General features: G+C 58.9%; 1 protein-coding gene. It reads left to right on the forward strand.

Annotated elements, in window-relative coordinates; genetic code table 11:
• A partial coding sequence (locus tag EAO36_RS08300; protein WP_205586172.1) for an FG-GAP repeat protein occupies positions 1 to 750 on the forward strand: 750 nt, incomplete at its 5' end.
• Positions 751 to 777 lie beyond the last annotated feature (27 nt).

A 777-nucleotide genomic window follows, 5' to 3' on the forward strand; every position in this document is an offset into this window, starting at 1 on the left:
GACATCATTGCCAGCGACTGGATGTGGCGACGCACCGGGGTGGACAAGATTGGTACCGCCTACATCATCCCTGCTACCGGTCAGGAAGTTCCCCCTGGTGGGGACCTGGATGCTGCCGACAGCGGCGCCTACCGTTTTGAAGGCGCCTTTGGGCAGAATATGTCGGGATTCACCACAGCCTGTGCCGGCGATGTGAACGGGGACGGCTTTGATGACATCGCCTACTCGGACTTCCGGGGCAATCAGCTTTCGATCTTCTTCGGTGAGCGGGATGTCCAGAACAGATCACAGCAGTACATGGGTGAACATGGTTTCATCATCGAAGGGCTGCCTGATGGCCGTACCTCCAATGCCTCAGCGGGAGTTGGAGACCTCAACGGCGATGATCTGGACGATATCGCGGTGGTGACAAGAAACAGTGGAAATGAGGTTGCCGGCCGTATTGACATTGTGGCTGGTGCGGAAGGTATTGACAACGTCACGCTGCCTGTTGACCCCGGTGAACACCATCCCCGTGTCTTATCCACGATCCTCGGGGCCGGTGCGCAGGCGGCACTGTCCAATGTGGCCCCCGCCGGTGATGTCAATGGTGATGGTGTCGATGACATCGTGATCACAGGGTATACCGCTGTCGGGCCGGATCATGCTGCCGGAACCCGGGTGCCGGGTATGGCCTGGGTGGTATTCGGTGAGCAGGGCGGGTTGCCACGAACCATTGGATCTTGCAGATCTGGGCCCACAGGGATTTGAAATTGCAGGTCCTGACCGTGGTGGGAC

The sequence above is a fragment of the Helicobacter mehlei genome, assembly GCF_003660265.1.
Lineage (GTDB): Bacteria > Campylobacterota > Campylobacteria > Campylobacterales > Helicobacteraceae > Helicobacter > Helicobacter mehlei.